This is a genomic window from Gemmobacter sp. LW-1, assembly GCF_001303875.1.
Taxonomy (GTDB): domain Bacteria; phylum Pseudomonadota; class Alphaproteobacteria; order Rhodobacterales; family Rhodobacteraceae; genus Gemmobacter; species Gemmobacter caeni.
Genome location: NZ_LJSC01000051.1, coordinates 98664 through 116097, shown reverse-complemented (window position 1 = coordinate 116097; position 17434 = coordinate 98664). Strand labels below are relative to the sequence as shown.

The following is a 17434-nucleotide window of genomic DNA, read 5'->3' as shown; positions in this document are numbered from 1 at the left end:
TTTTATCCTCCTGCATTCTAGCCTTGGACACAGACACGTCCGACATGGGAGTCAAAAATGAAAAAACTGCTGCTTGCCACCGCGGCGACCGCTCTTGTTGCGGGGGCCGCATCGGCCGAAGAAGTGAAGATCGGTGTTCTGCTGGGCTTCACCGGCCCACTGGAATCCACCGTGCCGAACATGGCCAACGGTGCGGAACTTGCGATGAAGGAAGTCAGCGAATCCGGCAAGCTGCTGGATGGCGCGACCGTCACCCCGGTGCGCGGCGACACCACCTGCGTCGACGCCGCTGCGGCACAATCGGCAGCCGAGCGTCTGGTGACCTCTGACAAGGTTTCCGGCATCGTCGGTGGCGACTGCTCGGGCGTGACCGGCGCAGTCCTGCAAAACGTTGCCCGCCCGAACGGCATTGGCATGATCTCGCCCTCGGCGACCTCGCCCGCGCTGTCGGCGGCCGAAGATGACGGCCTGTTCTTCCGCACCGCCCCGTCCGACGCCCGTCAGGGCGAGGTGATGGCCGACATCATCTCGGACCGTGGCGTGAAGGAAGCTGCTGTCACCTACACCAACAACGACTACGGCAAGGGCGTTGCCGAAAGCTTCCAGAAGGCTTTCGAGGCCAAGGGCGGCAAGGTCACGCTGGCCGCGCCGCATGAAGACGGCAAGGCCGACTATTCGGCTGAAATCGCGGCGCTGTCCTCGGCTGGCGGCGAGGTTCTGGTGGTTGCGGGCTATGTCGACCAGGGCGGCAAGGGCATGATCCAGGCTGCGGTCGACTCCGGTGCCTTCTCGACCTTCTTCCTGCCCGACGGCATGTATGGTCAGAGCCTGATCGACGCCATCGGCGCGCCGCTGAACGGCTCCTACGGCGACGTGCCCGGCACCGACAGCCCCGGCGCGGCGAAATATGTCGAGATCTCGAATGCTTCGGGCTTCGACGGTGCCACCGCCTATTCCGGCGAAAGCTATGATGCGGCGGCGCTGATGATGCTGGCCATGCAGGCGGCTGGTTCGACCGACTCGAAGGAATGGTCGAAAAAAGTGTTCGACGTGGCCAACGGTCCGGGCGAGCAGATCCTGCCGGGCGAACTGGGCAAGGCGCTTGACCTGATCAAGGAAGGCAAGGACATCGACTACGTTGGTGCCACCGCCGTGGAACTGATCGGGCCCGGTGAATCCGCTGGCAACTTCCGCGAATATTCCGTCACCGACGGCGCTTTCGTGACCGACAAGTTCCGCTGATCGCGGTCGATACGACCATAAGGTGCGGCCCGGGTGCTCCCCGGGCCGTTGCCGTAACGCATGTGCCGCAGGGCTATCGGGGACCAACTCCGAAGCACGAACCCGGCACCTTGGGGGAAGATAACGGATGATCGTTGTCGAAAATCTGCACAAGCATTTCGGGGGCTTCCATGCCGTCGACGGTGCCTCGCTCGAAATCCGGAAAGGCTCGATCACCGGGTTGATCGGTCCGAACGGCGCGGGCAAGACCACACTTTTCAATGTCATCGCCGGAAGATACCAGCCGACCTCGGGCCGCGTCCTGATGGCGGGCGAGGATATCACCGGCCTGCCGCCGCACGAGCTGTTCGGCAAGGGCCTGTTGCGCACCTTCCAGATCGCGCATGAGTTCGGCTCGATGACGGTGCGCGAGAACCTGATGATGGTGCCCGCGCTGCAATCGGGCGAACGGCTCTGGAATGCCTGGTTCCGCCGTGGCGCCGTGGCCGCCGAAGAGGCGCGCATCCGCGACAAGGCGGACGAGGTGCTGGAGTTCCTGACCATCAGCCATCTGGCCGACCAGAAGGCCAGCCAGATCTCCGGCGGGCAGAAGAAGCTGCTGGAACTGGGCCGCACCATGATGGTGGATGCGAAGATCGTGTTCCTTGACGAGGTGGGCGCAGGCGTGAACCGCACGCTGCTGAACACCATCGGCGACGCCATCGTGCGGCTGAACCAGGAACGCGGCTACACCTTCTGCGTCATCGAACATGACATGGATTTCATCGCCCGCCTCTGCGACCCGGTCATCGTGATGGCCGAGGGCAAGGTGCTGGCGCAAGGCACGGTAGACGAAGTGAAGAACGACGAACGGGTGATCGAGGCCTATCTGGGCACCGGCCTGAAGAACAAGGTGAAGGAGGAAGCCGCCCATGGCTGAGCCCTTCCTGATCGGCGACGGTATGACCGGCGGCTATGGCGCGGCCGACATCCTGCACAACTGCACCATTGCGGTGGAAAAGGGCCAGATCGCGGTGATCGTGGGCCCGAACGGCGCGGGCAAATCCACCGCCATGAAGGCGGTCTTCGGCATGCTGAAGCTGCGCGGTGGCCGTGTGGTGCTGGATGGCGAGGATATCACCACGCTCACCCCGCAGGCGCGGGTCCACAAGGGCATGGGCTTCGTGCCGCAGACTCACAACATCTTCACCTCGATGACGGTGGAGGAAAATCTGGAAATGGGCGCTTTCATCCGCGAGGACGGCTTCGCCGATACCATGGCGCAGGTCTATGACCTGTTCCCCATCCTCAAGGAAAAGCGCCATCAGGCGGCGGGTGAGCTTTCGGGCGGCCAGCGGCAGCAGGTGGCGGTCGGACGCGCGCTGATGACGCGACCCAAGGTGCTGATGCTGGATGAACCCACGGCAGGCGTGTCGCCCATCGTGATGGACGAGTTGTTCGACCGGATCATCGAGATCGCGCGCACCGGCATTTCCATCCTCATGGTGGAACAGAATGCCCGGCAGGCGCTGGAGATCGCGGACAAGGGCTATGTCCTTGTGCAGGGCGCCAACCGCTTCACCGACACCGGCAAGGCCCTGATGGCCGACCCGGAGGTCCGCCGTTCCTTCCTCGGGGGCTGAGCCATGGATATTCTCAACGCCCTCGTGGCTTTCCTCAACTTCGTGTTCATTCCGGGCCTCGCTTATGGCAGCCAGCTTGCGCTGGGTGCGCTGGGTGTGACGCTGATCTACGGCATCCTGCGGTTTTCCAACTTCGCCCATGGCGACACTATGGCCTTTGGCACCATGGTCACCATCCTCGTGACCTGGTGGTTTCAATCCATGGGCATCGGATTTGGTCCGCTGCCGACCGCCCTGCTGGCCCTGCCCTTCGGCATTGCCGCCACAGCGGCGCTGTTGCTGCTGACAGATCGTGCCGTCTATCGCTTTTATCGCAAGCAGAAGGCCGCGCCGACCATTCTGGTGATCGTCTCGCTGGGGGTGATGTTCGTGATGAACGGCATCGTCCGACTGATCATCGGGGTCGAGGATCAGAACTTTGCCGATGGCGCACGCTTCCTGATCACCGCAGGCGATTTCAAGACCATGACCGGCCTGACTGAAGGTCTGGCCATCAAGACGACGCAGGCCGTGACCGTGGTGACCGCCGGGCTGACCGTGGCCTTCCTGTTCTGGTTCCTGCAAAAGACCCGCACCGGCAAATCCATGCGCGCCTTCTCGGACAACGAGGATCTGGCGCTGCTGTCGGGCATCAACCCCGATCGCGTGGTGCAGGTGACCTGGATTCTGGCCGCCGCCATGGCGACCATCGCGGGCGTGCTCTATGGCCTCGACAAGAGCTTCAAACCCTTCACCTATTTCCAGCTTCTGCTGCCGATCTTTGCCGCAGCCATCGTCGGTGGTCTGGGCAGCCCGCTGGGGGCGATTGCCGGGGGCTTCGTCATCGCCTTTTCCGAAGTGATGGTGACCTATGCCTGGAAAAAGGTGGCGACCTATCTGCTGCCTGACAGCATGGCGCCGGATGGTCTGCTGCAACTGATGTCGACCGATTACAAATTCGCGGTCAGCTTCTCGATCCTCATTCTGGTGCTGATCTTCATGCCTACGGGCCTGTTCAAGGGGAAATCGGTCTGATGTCGAAGAACCTTTATCTCTTCGCGGGCGTTGTGGCGCTGTTTCTGTTTACCGGGCTGGTGCTGACCAGCTGGAACCAGACGCTGCTGATCCTGAACTTCGCACTGGTCTCTTCCATCATGGCGCTGGGGGTGAATATCCAGTGGGGCTATGCGGGTCTGTTCAACACCGGCGTCATGGGCTTTGCCGCGCTGGGCGGTCTGGCCGTGGTGCTGGTGAACTCGCGTCCCGTGCCCGAGGCATGGTCCGCCGGCGGCTTCGGCATTCTTGCCGGTCTCGCCCTGGGCGCCCTGACGATCGCCGCCACGATCTTCCTGCGCCGCCGCATGGGGAAGGGCCGCGCCCGCAGCCTTGCAACGGTCGCGCTGCTGGTCGGGGGCTTCTTCCTGTTCCGCGCGGTCTTTGACCCGGCTGTGGATGCGGTGGAGGCGATCAACCCGACGATCCAGGGCAACCTTGGCGGCCTTGGCCTGCCGGTCCTGCTGGCCTGGCCTGCGGGTGGCCTGCTGGCCGCACTGGCCGCCTGGGGCATCGGCAAGACGGCGCTTGGGCTGCGGTCCGACTATCTGGCCATCGCCACGCTGGGCATCGCCGAAATCATCGTTGCGGTGATGAAGAACGAGGACTGGCTGGCGCGCGGCGTCAAGATGATGGACCTGAAGGAACGGCCCTGGCCGGTGCCTTACGAGGTCAGCCTGCAACAGAACCCGCGCTTCCTTGAACTGGCGGCGAACTGGGGCTTTGACCCGGTTTCGGCCTCGTCTGTGGTGGTGAAGCTCTGCTACATGGTGATGATCCTCATCGTTCTGGGCCTCTTGATCTGGCTGTCGGAACGCGCGCTCAACAGCCCCTGGGGCCGCATGATGCGCGCCATCCGCGACAACGAAGACGCCGCCCGTGCGATGGGCAAGGATGTGACGAAGAAACACCTGCACATCTTCATCCTCGGCAGCGCGGTCATCGGCATCGCGGGCGCCATGCTGACCTCGATGGACGGCATCCTGAACCCCGGCACCTACCAACCGCTGCGATTCACCTTCCTGATCTGGGTCATGGTGATCGTGGGCGGCTCGGGCAACAACTGGGGCGCGCTGCTGGGCGGCCTGCTGGTCGGCTGGCTCTGGCTGATCGTGGAAACGCTCGGGCCGATGGTCATGGGCGGTATCACCGCCGGAATGGCCCCCGGCCCGCTGAAATCGCATCTGGTAGACAGCGCGCAACATATGCGCCTGCTGACCATGGGCATCATCCTGCTGCTGGTGCTGCGCTTCAGCCCGCGCGGCCTGATCCCCGAGAAGTGAGCGAAAGCGATACGATCCGGCAAGGGGCGCCTGCGGGCGCCCCTTCGCATTTTCGGGAGCGCCAGATATTTGCGACACATTCGCGTCGCAAAACCGCATGACCCTTTGCCCTGCCCCGGCCATTCTGGCGCAAACCCGCAGGGAGTCCCTCCATGAAAACCCATACCCGCGTTCTGGTCATCGGCGGCGGCGTCGTCGGCTGTTCGGTCCTTTACCACCTGACAAAGCTCGGCTGGTCCGATGTCATGCTGGTGGAACGGTCGGAGCTGACCTCGGGCTCCACCTGGCATGCGGCGGGCGGCTTTCACACGCTGAACGGCGACACCAATATGGCGGCGCTGCAGGGCTATACGATCCGCCTGTATAAAGAACTGGAAGAAATCACCGGCATGTCCTGCGGTCTGCACCATGTCGGCGGCATCACGCTGGCCGACAATGCGGCGCGGTTTGAACAATTGAAAGCCGAACGCGCCAAGCACCGCTACATGGGGCTGGATACCGAAATCCTCGGCCCGGCCGAGATCGAGAAATTCACCGACGGGATGGTGAACCTCGAAGGCATCATCGGCGCGCTCTACGATCCTCTGGATGGCCATCTGGACCCGTCGGGCACCACCCATGCCTATGCCAAGGCCGCACGGATGGGCGGGGCCGAGATCGTTCTGCACAACCGCGTGCTGGAAACCAACCCGCGCCCCGATGGGTCATGGGAGGTCGTCACCGAAAAGGGCACGATCATCGCGGAACATGTGGTGAATGCCGGCGGCCTCTGGGCGCGCGAGATCGGCGCGATGGCGGGCGTCTACCTGCCGCTCTTGCCGATGGCGCACCAATACCTCGTCACCGACGACATTCCCGAAATCATGGACATCCTGAAATCGGGCCGCGAATTTCCGCATGTGATGGACCCCGGCGGCGAAAGCTATCTGCGGCAGGAAGGGCGCGGTCTGTGCATCGGCTTCTATGAAAAGCCGTGTGAGCCGTGGAGCGTTGACGGCACACCGTGGAATTTCGGCCATGAACTCCTGAACGAGCAATGGGACAAGATCGAGGACAGCGTCGCCTTCGCCTATCGCCGCTTCCCGGTGCTGGAACGCTCGGGCGTGAAGCGGGTCATCCATGGCCCCTTCACCTTCGCCCCCGATGGCAACCCGCTGATCGGGCCGGTGCCGGGGTTGCGTAACTACTGGTCCGCCTGCGCGGTGATGGCAGGCTTCAGCCAGGGCGGCGGCATGGGCCTCGCACTGGCGCAATGGATGATCGAGGGCGAGGTCGAGCGCGACCCGCGTGGCTTCGACGTGGCACGCTTCGGCAACTGGACTTCGCCGGGCTATACCGTGCCGAAGGTCATCGAAAACTATCAGATGCGCTTCAACGTGTCCTATCCGAACGAGGAACGCCCCGCTGCCCGGCCCTTCCGCACCACGCCGATGTATGACATTTTCGACGGTATGAATGCCGTCTGGGGCCAGCAATACGGGCTGGAAGTGGTGAACTATCACGCGCTGCCTGGCGAGCCGCGGCTGGAAACGCCGACCTTCAAACGCTCGAACGCCTGGGAAGCGACGCGTCAGGAGGTGCTGGCGGTGCGCGAGGGCGTCGGCATCAACGAGGTGCAGAACTTCGGCAAATATCTGGTGAAGGGGCCGAAGGCGCGCGCCTGGCTCGACCGGATCATGGCGGGCGCGATCCCGAAACCGGGGCGGCTGTCGCTGACGCCGATGCTGGCGGAAAGCGGCAAGATCATCGGCGATTTCACCGTCTCCTGCCTGTCAGAAACCGAATTCCAACTGACCGCCAGCTATGGCGCGCAGGGCTGGCACGGCCGCTGGTTCGAACAGCATCTGGAAGAGGGCGTGACGGTCGAGAATATCTCGGACGCGCGCTCGGGTTTTCAGATCGCCGGGCCGAAGGCGCGCGAGTTGCTGGCCCGTGTCACCCGAGCCGATGTCAGTGCCGAAGCCTTCCGCTTCATGGATGTGAAGCGCATGACCATCGGGATGGCCAATTGCATCGTGCAGCGCGTCAGCTACACCGCTGATCTGGGGTTCGAAATCTATACCGACCATATGTCGGTGCGGCGCCTCTGGCATACGCTCTGGTCCGCCGGGCAGGATCTGGGGCTGCGGCCCTTTGGCATGCGGGCAATGATGTCGCTGCGGCTGGACAAATGGTTCGGAAGCTGGGGCCGCGAGTTCAGCCCCGATTATACCCCCGCCGAAACCGGGCTTGACCGTTTCATGCGCTGGAACAAGGAGTTCATCGGCAAAGCCGCCGCGCTGGCCGAAAAGGAAACCGGACCGAAGCGCCGTCTGGTCAGCTTCATCGTCGATGCAGCGGATGCCGATGTGGTGGCATGGGAGCCAATCTGGCTGGAAGGCGCGGTGGTGGGGTTCTGCACCTCGGGCGGGTTCAGCCACTGGACCGGGAAATCGGTCGCCATGGGCTTCCTCCCCGCCGACAAGGTGCAGGACGGGCTCGTCTGTGAGATCGAAATTCTGGGCGAACGCCGCACCGCAACAGTACATCTGGCACCGCTGTGGGATGGGGATGGCGCACGGATGCGCGGCTGACACACCACGCGCAGCTTGACAGGCGGGCGCAAAATCCGTCGAAAGCTTCTGCAAATTTCTTCAGCAGGAAATCTGCCCCCGGTCCCGGCCGGGGGTTTGTGTCAGGGAGGGCGGAGTGTTGCTGACGACCGTGATCCTTGCCGCTGGCGCGTCCAGCCGGATGCGTGGCGGCGACAAGCTGCTGGAAGTGGTGGAGGGGCAGCCCCTGCTGCGCCGCCTCGCAGAGGCCGCGATCCGCGCGGGCGGGCCGGTGCGCGTGGTGCTGCCAGCAGACCGGCCAGAGCGGCAGGCGGTGCTAAAGGGTCTGGCGGTCGGGATCGTGATTGCCCGTGACGCCGCCAGCGGCATGTCGGCCTCGCTGCGTGCAGGCATTGCCGGGCTGGACGGCCCGGTGATGATCCTGCCCGCCGATATGCCGGAACTGGACCGGGAAGCGCTGCGGCAGATGCAGGCCGCGCAATCCGCTGGGCCGGAGGCAATCCTGCGCGGAGCCAGTGGCGACACCCCCGGTCATCCGGTGATCTTTCCGGCGGATCTGCTGCCGGAACTGGCCCGGCTGAATGGCGACGAAGGCGCGCGTGCGGTTATCGCCGCCCATCGCGGGCGCCTGCGGCTGGTTCCGCTGCCCGGCCGGGCAGCGCTGACCGATCTGGACACGCCCGAGGACTGGGCGCTCTGGCGGCAGGGGCGTTAGCCCACCCCCCTCAGGCCATCAGCAAGACCCGCGCCTCATGCGCCCGCAGGCTGCGCCGGGCCGACAGGAACGGGCGATACTGCCCGGCTGCCAGTTCGGGGAACAGCGCCAGAAGTTCATTGCGCTGTGCATCATCCATGCCCGCCAGCGTCATATCGCCGGGCTGGAAGCTCTCGCTCCAGGCACCATCGGCCCGCACGATTTCGTGCCGGTCGAACATCAGGTGAATATAGCTGACCTGCTGTGGCATCGCCCGCGTGACACCGGACAGGCCGGTCAGGTGGGTCGCCGCCACCAGAACCTCATGCTCGCCGAACAGCATCTCCGCCCGGTGGCCGGTAAACAGGATGCGGTGCTGCGGGCTGACCATCATGTCGCGCAGCGGCAGTTCCCCCCCCAGCGCACCGCGCGCGATGCGCACCGGCGCGAAATTGGGATGGGCCTGCAATTCGGCCCCCGAGAGATCGCGGCGCCCGATCCAGCGGACCGGCTGATAGCCGTTGTCGCGGGTGAGAACCAGATCACCTTCCTCAAGCTGTTCCACCGGAACCTCGCCCCGCTCTGTCACGATAAGGCTGCCCGGCGTGAAACAGGGTATGACCTTCTCGATATCGGTGAAGGTCATAGTCCCGATGACATTGCCGTCGGTATCAAGGAACTGGACGGTGCCATTTTCGGGATTGGCACTGTCGTAGATGATGTTCGTCAGGTCCTTGCCCCAGGCGCTGAGGTCAAGGATGTCGAAATCATCGCCGCCGTTCCCGCCATCGACCACCGCGCCGATCCCGGCCCCGGCGCCAAGGGTGATCGTATCGCGGTCATCGCCACCGGCAACGGTATCGGCTCCGCCGTTAAGCTGGATGTTGTCATCCCCGGCGCCACCGTCGAGCAGATCATTGCCCGCGCCGCCGCTGAGCATGTCATTACCCGCGCCGCCGTAAAGCTGATCGTCGCCCGCATCGCCGGACAGCATGTCATTGCCGATACCGCCGGTCAGCAGGTCATTGTCCAGCCCACCGAACAGCCGGTCATTGCCGTCGCCGCCATCCAGCGTATCGGCCTCGCTGCCACCGTAAAGCGTATCGCTGCCACCGCCACCAGACAGGCTGTCGGTGCCGCTGCCGCCGGTCAGCGAGTCGTCGCCCGTGCCGCCATCAAGGACGTCATTGCCCTCGTCGCCCTGCAACACGTCATTGTCGGCGCCGCCCGCCAGTGTGTCATCGCCCAGACCGCCGACCAGTGTATCCTCTCCGGCGTCGCCCAGCAGCGAATCCGAACCGCCCTCACCATAAAGGGCATCGTCCCCCTCGCCGCCATAGACCGTGTCATTGCCCGCGCCGCCTTCCAGCAGGTCATTCCCGGCCTCGCCATAAACCTGATCCGCGCCATCGCCTGCGCGCACGGTATCGTCGCCAGCGCCCGCCTTGACCACGTCGTCGGCATTGCCGAACTGGTTGTCATTGGCGTCGATCATATCGCCTTCAGGGTCGCCCGTGTAAGACCCGTCGATCAGATCATTGCCCGAGGTGCCCTCGACGATGAAATCGGGCGGGAAAACCTGTGCGCCATCCACGAACAGATTTTCGATGTTGAAGAACTGGAGCGTTTCACCCGAGGCGTAATGCACCACGCCGTTTTCAGGGTTCAGCAGATCCCAGACGATATGGTCGATGTTCGTGACATGAAGCGTATCATTGTCGGTGCCGGTGGTGACTGCCTCGCCACCATCGACATAGTCGCCTGCGCCGCCATAGAAGACGTCGGCGTCCTCCTCGCCCAGCATCGTATCGTTGCCGGTGCCGCCGTAGATCGTGTCATTGCCGTCCGAGCCTTGCAGCAGGTCGTCGCCTTCATCGCCATGAACGATGTCATCGCCACCCGAGCCGGTAACGCTGTCGTTGCCCGCGCCACCAAAGACGGTGTCGGTGCCATAGCCGCCAAAGACGTGATCGTCGCCAGCGCCGCCAAAGACCGAGTCGTCATCGGCCCCGCCATAGACAGAATCGTTCCCCGCGCCGCCATAGACCACATCATTCCCGGCGTCGCCGCGCAGGAAGTCATCCCCGTCGCCGGCATCGAGCGAGTCATTGCCCGCATCGCCCTGCATGTAGTCATTGCCGTCGCCGCCCAGAACGGTGTCGTTGCCGTCACCGCCATAGAGGTTGTCATTGCCGGTGCCACCGATGATGGAATCATGGCCCGCCCCGGCAAATACCTCGTCATTGCCGCTTCCGGCGTCGATGTAGTCATTGCCGGTGCCGCCCGTGACGAAATCGGCGCCGCCCCCGGTGAAGATCTGGGTATTGCCGGTCGCGGCCGAGGCATTGACGTTGTCGTTCAGCTCAGTGGTGACCAGTTGCTCCATCTCGGAAAAGGTGCCCGAAGCACCGCTGCCGAAGGTGAAGCTGCCCGATTCCGTCCCGCTGAAGTTGACGTTGACGCCCGATCCGGCTGCCGTCAGCTCAAGCCGGTCCAGATCACCGGGATTCTCGCCGCCCACTGCCGTCACGGTGCCCGCATCGCCCGCAATGGTGAACACGTCATTGCCGGTGCCGCCATAAAGCGTGTCGTTGCCGGTGCCCCCGGTGGTCAGCCCTGCCGTGAGTGTATCATTGCCCGCGCCGCCATAGACCAGATCATCCCCGGCGTCACCGGCCAGGCTGTCATTGCCGTCGCCCCCATCCAGCGTGTCATTGCCGTCGCCCCCGGCCAGGACGTCATTGCCGGTTTCGCCCAGCACGCTGTCATTGCCCGCGCCGCCCACAACCGTATCGTTGCCGGTGCCGCCATAAACCGTATCATTGCCCAGGCCCGCAGCGATCTGGTCATCCCCGCCATAGCCATAGATCGTATCGTTCAGCCCGTCGGTCCCGTCGATCTGATCGCCGTTCACATCGGTATAGCCGGGATTCATCACATCGTTCCCGGCCGTGCCGTCCACCGGCCCGGCAAAGACGATCTGCTCGATCTGGCTGAAGGTCAGCGTACCGCCCGAGGCCAGCGCGATAGTGCCGGATTCGTTGTCGCCGCCCGCATAGGTGATGGTCGAACCCGCCTCGACCACCAGCACGTCATTGTCATTGCCGGTTTCGCCGCCGATGATCGTGTCGCCCGCGCCACCCCAGATCGTATCGGCATCCGCGCCGCCGGTCAGCAGGTCATTGCCCGCCCCGCCATAAAGCACATCATTCCCCGCGCCGCCGTCCAGGGTATCGTTGCCGGTGCCACCATCGACCGTATCATTTCCCGCCCCCGCGATCAGCGAGTCATTGCCGTCGCCGCCGCTGACAGAGTCGTTGCCGGACCCTGCATCAATCGTGTCATTCCCCGCCCCGGCAAGGATTGAATCATTCCCCGCCCCGGTCGCCACGCTGTCATTGCCGACGCCGCCGTAGACGGTATCGTTGCCTGATCCGAGCGTGATGCTTTCAATCTCGCCAAACCCGGCGGTACCGCCGGTTGAGGACAGCGTGCCCGCTTCGGCCCCCGTGAAGGTCAGCGTCACATTGGTGGTCAGCGCCGAGGCGTCGATGCTGTCGCCCGTGGTTTCAGAGGTCTCGCCGCCGAGGATCGTGTCATTGCCATAGCTGCCCGAGAGGACGAACTTGTCATCCCCCGCGCCACCGCTTTGCACATCCGCGCCGCCGCCGCCGGTGATCGTGTCATTGCCGGTGCCGCCATAAAGGCTTTCGGCCCCTGAGCCGCCGGTGATGCTGTCATTGCCCGCCCCGCCGTCGAGCAGGTGCCCGGTCGTGCTGGAGGCGGCGTTGATCGTGTCGTTGCCGCTGCCCCCATAGACGTTCTCGATCTCCGAGAAGGTGGTGGAGCCGCCGGTATAGGTTGCGGTGCCATTCTCGTTGCCCGAGAAGGTCACGTTGATGCCGGTGGAGATAAGGCTGCCGTCCAGCGCGTCGCCCGCCGTTTCGCCGGTTTCGCCGCCCACTACGGTGTCTGACTCGCCAGTGCCACCATTTGTCAGGTAGAAGCGGTCATCCCCGGCCCCGCCGGACAGGCTGTCATTGCCAAGGCCGCCATTCAGCGTGTCATTGCCCGCATCGCCGAACAACGTGTCGTTCCCGGCATCGCCCAGCAGCGAGTCATTGCCGTCGTCGCCGTGGATCAGATCGTTTCCGGCCCCGCCGGAAATCGTGTCCGCGCCCTCGTCGCCATACAGCCGGTCCGACCCGTTGCCGCCGGAGATCGAGTCATTGCCACTGCCGCCATAGACAATGTCATTTCCCTCGCCGGACGTGACGGTATCATTGCCTGCCCCCGCATAGACAAGGTCGGCGTTGCCGGTCGTGCCCTGCACCCCCAGACCGTCATTGTTGTCGATCCGGTCGCCATCCGGGTCGCCGGTATAGTTCGTGTCGATCACGTCATTGCCCGACGTGCCCGAAACGATGCCATCCTTCGTCACCGAGGTCGAGGTATGGATGGTGACGAAGCCAACATCGGTATTCCCCAACCCGTCGGAAACGGTATAGGAAAACGGTTCATTCCCGGTCGTCCCGTTCGAGAAAATGGTGATCGTGCCATCCGCGTTCAGCCGGACCTGCTGGCCTGACGGCAGGGTGATCGTCTGCCCCGCCACGACATTCTGGCCATTGATCTTGGTGATGGTCAGGTTCGAGCCGGAGGGATGTTCGTCGTTCGCCAGAATGTCGAAGCTGCGCGACGAATTGGTCAGCAAGTTGACCGTATCATCATTGGCCAGCGTATAGGTCTGCACGCTGTCGCCCATGATGAGCAGGTTGGAATCGTAGACCGCGTCGCCGCCATCCGCGATGCCGATCTTGATCGTGTTCACCTGCCCCGCATTTACCGGCGCCTTGATCGACAGCACATAGGTCAGGCCGTCCATCTCGGTGTTATACTGATCGGCAGTATTGTCGCGATAAAGGTTCTTGTTGAAGCCAGAGTTCACCGTGTCGATGGCCACATTGCCCGAGGTCGAGACACTGATCGGGGCGAAAACCCCGTTGACCCAGACGCCGAAGGCATCGTTGACGCCCTGGTTGATGTATTCCGGGTATTCCTCCGAGGCGAACACGAACTGCATCGTGATCATGTCACCGTCAGGCACGAAGCTGGCCTGAAGGATCGCGCCGTCATAGGTATTGACCCCGGACACCGCATTGAGTTGCGCGTCGCCGTCCACACCGCCGGCCATGTCGGTGCCGGTGTTGGTATTGACGTTGGTGTTCGTCGTCCCCGAGCTGTTGGTGAAATCCGCCGCATTGCCGGTTGACAGGATCACCCCGGTGTCCGTGGGCGAAACCCCCGCAATCGTGGTCAGCGCCCCGGTATAGGTCGCCGAGGAAGCCGCCGCCCCGCTGTAGGTCGCCGTACCGCTGACAAGCTGGACGCCATTCCCGAAGATGGCATTGAACATCTGTTCCGCAGTTGCGGCGGTATTGATCGAAAGTTCGGTTGCAACCGGCATGGCGTCACTCGTTCACGGTTTGAGGGAGGGAAGGCGGAAAAGAAACGGCGGCAAGCGGGCATGTTCCGGCACCCCGCCAAAGCGGCGGGCGGTTCGGGAACAAAGGCAATCCGGAGCTTGCGTGACCCATTATCCGATCCATTTCTAAATTCATGTCCGCCCCCATCCGCCCCTGCGGGCAGACGACAGGCTGGTACAGGATCGGCTTAGGCGCCGATCATGGCTGAATAGTGGTTCTGGATGGACAGATTATTGACTTCGTGCCCTTTGGAGGCACCGAATACGGCAAAATAAAGACACTGTATTTAAAAATAAAATCAATAAGTTGCCGCGCGATCTTCGTTTCCCTTGCGGAAACTGCCTGTGTATCTTTTTTCAAGACCTGAAAGCAAAAAGGAGCCCGGAAGGGCTCCTTTTTTGAAGGTATGCGCAGGCCGCGCCGGTCACTTCACCAGCAGGCGCGCCTCGTGCTTTTTCAGCGTGCGCCGCGCCGCGCCGTAAGCCTCGCGGCCGACATCGGATTTCAGCTCGGGGAAAAGCTCGTAAATCTCGTTGCGCTGCGCATTGCCCATGCCGTTGAGCGTATAGTCGCCCGGCTGGAAGCTTTCGGTCCAGGCGCCATTCGACAGAACGACCTCGTGGCGGTCGAACATGAAGTGGATATAGGTCGTCCCCATGCTGTCCACCTCGTGCACCCCGCGCCCGGCGACCAGATGCTTGGCGGCCACCAGAACCTCGTGCTCGTCGAAGTAAAGCGCGGTACGGTCGTTGGCCACCAGAACACGGTGGTTCGGGCTGACCATCATGTCGCGCTCCGGCAGGCCGTTGCCGAGGCTGCCCTTGCGGATCAGGATCGGCTTCAGATGCGGGTTCAGCGACAGGTCGGTCCAGTTCAAGCCCTTCTGGCCCACCCAGCGGATCTGCTGGATGCCGTTGTCGCGGGTGATGACCCGGTCACCGGCCTTCAGCTCTTCCACCGGCACCTCGCCACGCGGCGTCGCGATCAGTGTGCCCGGGGTGAAGCAGGGGATGACATTCTCGATATTCGTGAAGGTCATCGTCCCGGTGACATTGCCATCGGCATCGAGGAAATCGACGGTGCCGTTTTCCGGGTTGTCGGCGGCATAATGCACCACCAGCGGACCGGCGCTGCGCAGGTCGAGCGTGTCGTAATCGTCGCCCCCCTCGCCGCCGTCGATCACATCGCCGATCCCGTCATTGGCCGAGCCGATGACGAAGGTGTCGCGATCATCGCCACCCGACAGGCTGTCTGCCCCCTCGCCGCCGAGGATCGTGTCATTGCCCTCGTCGCCGTAGATGGTGTCCTGATCAATGCCGCCGTCCAGCATGTCATTGCCGACACCGCCATAGAGGACATCATTGTCGTCCATCCCGAAGATGGTGTCGTTGCCCAGACCGCCATAGATCGTGTCCATGCCATTGTCGGGGCGCAGATCGGTCGCATCGGGGATGTTCAGTTCGTCCGGGTAGGACGGATCAAGGCCGCCATAGGCAAGGTCATCGCCATGGCCAAGGTGGATCAGGTCGGACCCTTCGCCGCCGATAACGGTATCATCGTCGCGGCCGCCATAGATCGTGTCGGCGTCGATGCCACCGTCGATCAGGTCGTTCTCGTCACCGCCGTAGATCAGATCGGCATCATCGCCGGTCCGGATCGTATCATCGCCATCGCCACCATAGACGGTGTCCATGTCGTTGAACGGATTGGCGTCATCCGGGTAAAGCCCCGGATAGCCCAGATCCGGGCGCGGAATGCCGGTGGCAGAAGTGTCGATCAGGTCATTGCCCTGGCCGCCGCGCACGATATCGCGGCCATTGCCGCCATAGATCGTGTCATCGCCATCCCAGCCCACGATCGAGTCATCGCCCGGCCCGCCATAAACCAGATCATTGCCCGCTCCGGCAAAGACCGTGTCATCGCCAAGGCCGGAATAGACGGTGTCATCACCTTCGCCCGCGCGCACGCGGTCATCATTCGGGTCGTCGCCCGGAATGATCGCGTCATTGGCGTCGATGCGGTCGCCATCCGGGTCGCCGGTATAGCTGGTGTCGATCAGGTCATTCCCGGCCGTGCCATCGACCCAGCCGTCGCGCGGCGGCGGGGCCACCGTGACGGTCACCGTGGCGGTGTCGGTCAGGCCATCGGGATCGGTGATGGTGTATTCGAAGGTCGCATCACCCGAGAAGCCCGCGTTGGGGGTGAAGGTGATTGTGCCATCGGCATTCACCGTCACCGTACCATCCGGCGAGGTTCCTGCCGAAACCACCGACAGCAGATCATTGTCGACATCGGTGTCATTCGCCAGAACGGCGATGACCACCGGCGTACCCGCATCGGTGTTGGCGTGATCGTTCACCGCATCCGGCGCGTCGTTCACCGGGTTCACCGTCACCGTCACGGTGGAGGTTGCGGTATTCCCGTCGGGATCGCGGATTTCGTAGGTGATGGTATCCGTGCCGTTGAAATCGGCGTTCGGCACATAATGCAGCGTGCCGTCGGGATTGACCGTGACCGTGCCGTTCGTCGCCGAGCCGGTCGTCACCGTCAGGGTCTGGCCCTGCGGATCGGTGTCATTGGTCAGCACGTCGATATCGACGGGCACATCCTCGTCGGTTTCGGCGGTGTCGGGATTGGCAACCGGGTCCTGCGACTGGTTGTCAACGGTATCGGAGATCGAGAAATACTCGACCGAACCCGCGAAATGCTGATCAATGTTGTTCAGCATGTTGGGGTTGGAATGCGCCTGTCCCGCGCCGATCATCCAGGGCTGGTCAATGCCCTCGCTGCTCTGGTCCATGGTCAGGCCGGGCGGAACCGCATCGTCAAAGCTGGTGCCCTGGGTGAAGTTTTCCAAATCCAGATGACCGCCGTTGGCCGCATCCCAGGAATAGGTCAGCTTGATCTCGTCGCCCGGCGCCGAGAAACCCGGCCCGGTGGTGAACACGGTCGAGCTGGTATCCGTTTCATGCGTGATGACGATGCTGCCATCGTCCAGCAGCTCCACCCTGTATCCACCGGGGGTTTCGCCGACGCTGTCGCGCGACAGGATGGTCTGGGTGCCCGAAACCGGGCTTTCCGACGAGGAAAACTGGATTTCCAGCGTCCCGCGATCCAGCTGGAAGGCCGGGTTCGGATAGATCTTCACCAGATCATTGTCACCGTCCAGAACAGCGCGGGTGCCGTCAGAAGCGGATCCGTTCAGGTAAATCCCGTCCTGCGCCCCGTTGTCGAGAGCCGAGTCGCGGGCGTGGGTGTCCGTATCCTCGAAATTGTAGAGCGCGAAAACCGGCATCGTCTTTTCCCCGTTTCAGCGCGGCCCGTACGGCCCCGCCCGATCAAATGGACCCTTGCGGGCATGTGACCGGCACAAACCACGAGGGCGTGCCGGGAAGCCAACCGTTCAGAGTTCGGAGAAAAAAAAGTGCCTGAAATCCGGCATCACGAAGCGGCGCGTAAAATACGCGCACAGCAAAATGATTGTACGAAGCCTGGCAGCTCTTTTCACAACTCCTGCGTCAAC

At 63.2% G+C, this 17434-nt stretch carries 9 protein-coding genes; 7 read left to right on the top strand and 2 right to left on the bottom strand.

Annotated elements, in window-relative coordinates; translation table 11 throughout:
* Positions 1 to 57 precede the first annotated feature (57 nt).
* The 7 genes from AO684_RS14605 to AO684_RS14575 all read left to right on the top strand — a co-directional run bounded on the left by AO684_RS14605 (position 58) and on the right by AO684_RS14575 (position 8446).
* Positions 58 to 1242 (top strand): ABC transporter substrate-binding protein, encoded by a 1185-nt coding sequence (locus tag AO684_RS14605; RefSeq protein ID WP_054303466.1) that lies wholly within the window; start codon positions 58 to 60, stop codon positions 1240 to 1242.
* Between the two features lie 127 nt (positions 1243 to 1369).
* On the top strand, positions 1370 to 2161 hold the full coding sequence (locus AO684_RS14600) for an ABC transporter ATP-binding protein (RefSeq protein ID WP_054303465.1): 792 nt from the start codon (positions 1370 to 1372) through the stop codon (positions 2159 to 2161).
* Positions 2154 to 2864 (top strand): ABC transporter ATP-binding protein, encoded by a 711-nt coding sequence (locus tag AO684_RS14595; RefSeq protein WP_054303464.1) that lies wholly within the window; start codon positions 2154 to 2156, stop codon positions 2862 to 2864. The genes AO684_RS14600 and AO684_RS14595 overlap by 8 nt, the downstream gene beginning before the upstream one ends.
* 3 nt (positions 2865 to 2867) lie before the next feature.
* Positions 2868 to 3878, top strand: coding sequence for a branched-chain amino acid ABC transporter permease (locus AO684_RS14590; protein ID WP_054303463.1), 1011 nt, complete (start codon positions 2868 to 2870; stop codon positions 3876 to 3878).
* Positions 3878 to 5179 carry a branched-chain amino acid ABC transporter permease gene (locus AO684_RS14585; RefSeq protein WP_054303462.1) on the top strand — a complete coding sequence of 434 codons (1302 nt, stop codon included), beginning with the start codon at positions 3878 to 3880 and terminating at the stop codon, positions 5177 to 5179. The genes AO684_RS14590 and AO684_RS14585 overlap by 1 nt, the downstream gene beginning before the upstream one ends.
* A 152-nt stretch (positions 5180 to 5331) precedes the next feature.
* Positions 5332 to 7752: an FAD-dependent oxidoreductase gene (locus tag AO684_RS14580; protein WP_054303461.1), complete on the top strand. Its 2421-nt coding sequence runs from the start codon at positions 5332 to 5334 to the stop codon at positions 7750 to 7752.
* 160 nt (positions 7753 to 7912) lie between these two features.
* A complete protein-coding gene (locus AO684_RS14575) occupies positions 7913 to 8446 on the top strand; it encodes a nucleotidyltransferase family protein (protein WP_054303705.1) in 534 nt (177 codons plus the stop codon).
* A 10-nt stretch (positions 8447 to 8456) separates the two neighbouring features.
* Here AO684_RS14575 and AO684_RS22545 read toward each other — a convergent pair whose 3' ends face one another.
* Together AO684_RS22545 and AO684_RS14565 are read right to left on the bottom strand one after the other, a co-directional pair.
* On the bottom strand, positions 8457 to 13892 hold the full coding sequence (locus tag AO684_RS22545; RefSeq protein WP_054303460.1) for a Hint domain-containing protein: 5436 nt from the start codon (positions 13890 to 13892) through the stop codon (positions 8457 to 8459).
* A gap of 443 nt (positions 13893 to 14335) precedes the next feature.
* Positions 14336 to 17206 carry a Hint domain-containing protein gene (locus AO684_RS14565; RefSeq protein WP_054303459.1) on the bottom strand — a complete coding sequence of 957 codons (2871 nt, stop codon included), beginning with the start codon at positions 17204 to 17206 and terminating at the stop codon, positions 14336 to 14338.
* Positions 17207 to 17434 lie beyond the last annotated feature (228 nt).

Excerpts from the sequence above, each read along its gene's own strand:
- AO684_RS14605 (WP_054303466.1), top strand. The coding sequence starts at position 58 with ATGAAAAAACTGCTGCTTGCCACCGCGGCGACCGCTCTTGTTGCGGGG.
- AO684_RS14600 (WP_054303465.1), top strand. The coding sequence starts at position 1,370 with ATGATCGTTGTCGAAAATCTGCACAAGCATTTCGGGGGCTTCCATGCC.
- AO684_RS14595 (WP_054303464.1), top strand. The coding sequence starts at position 2,154 with ATGGCTGAGCCCTTCCTGATCGGCGACGGTATGACCGGCGGCTATGGC.
- AO684_RS14590 (WP_054303463.1), top strand. The coding sequence starts at position 2,868 with ATGGATATTCTCAACGCCCTCGTGGCTTTCCTCAACTTCGTGTTCATT.
- AO684_RS14585 (WP_054303462.1), top strand. The coding sequence starts at position 3,878 with ATGTCGAAGAACCTTTATCTCTTCGCGGGCGTTGTGGCGCTGTTTCTG.
- AO684_RS14580 (WP_054303461.1), top strand. The coding sequence starts at position 5,332 with ATGAAAACCCATACCCGCGTTCTGGTCATCGGCGGCGGCGTCGTCGGC.
- AO684_RS14575 (WP_054303705.1), top strand. The coding sequence starts at position 7,913 with ATGCGTGGCGGCGACAAGCTGCTGGAAGTGGTGGAGGGGCAGCCCCTG.
- AO684_RS22545 (WP_054303460.1), bottom strand. The coding sequence starts at position 13,892 with ATGCCGGTTGCAACCGAACTTTCGATCAATACCGCCGCAACTGCGGAA.
- AO684_RS14565 (WP_054303459.1), bottom strand. The coding sequence starts at position 17,206 with ATGCCGGTTTTCGCGCTCTACAATTTCGAGGATACGGACACCCACGCC.